This window comes from Megasphaera sp. AM44-1BH, from assembly GCF_003467125.1.
GTDB lineage: Bacteria > Bacillota > Negativicutes > Veillonellales > Megasphaeraceae > Megasphaera.
The window spans coordinates 1-566 of the sequence record NZ_QSFA01000057.1 but is presented as its reverse complement, the minus strand read 5'-3'; the positions used below and the strand labels follow the sequence as shown (position 1 = coordinate 566).

1 pseudogene is annotated in these 566 nt (G+C 55.1%); it reads right to left on the bottom strand.

Annotation, left to right across the window (positions count from 1 at the left end):
* Positions 1-566, bottom strand: a pseudogene (locus DW949_RS13555) (pyruvate:ferredoxin (flavodoxin) oxidoreductase); the annotation flags it as partial.

Below are 566 nucleotides of genomic sequence, written 5' to 3'. Positions count from 1 at the left end.
GATTTCTTGGAATCGTAGGCAAAATATGCCTGGGCATACATGTTCGTGTGGTTGCCGATGATCTTGACAGCCGACTTGTTGGCGCCGACCGTACCATCACTGCCGAGACCCCAGAATTTGCAGGCCGTCATGCCAGCCGGTGTCGTATCGATATCCTGGGTGACCGGCAGGGACGTATTGGTTACGTCGTCGGTAATGGCAACGGTGAAATGGTCCTTCGGCGTATCCTGTTTCAGATTTTCGAAGACGCTGAGGATATGGGTCGGTGTCGTATCCTTGCCGCCGAGGCCGGCACGGCCGCCTACGATGAGCGGTGCGTTTTCTACGCCGCTGTAGGCCTGGGTGACATCGAGATAGAGCGGTTCTGCCAGGGAGCCCTGTTCCTTTGTGCGGTCCAGGACGGCGATTTTCCGGACCGTTTCCGGGATATATTTGAAGAAATATTTAAGCGAGAACGGACGATAGAGATGGACCGAAAGGAGACCCGTCTTTTCTCCGTGGGCGTTGAGGTAATCGACGGTTTCCTTCGTCGCATCGCACAAAGAGCCCATGGCAATGATCATGCG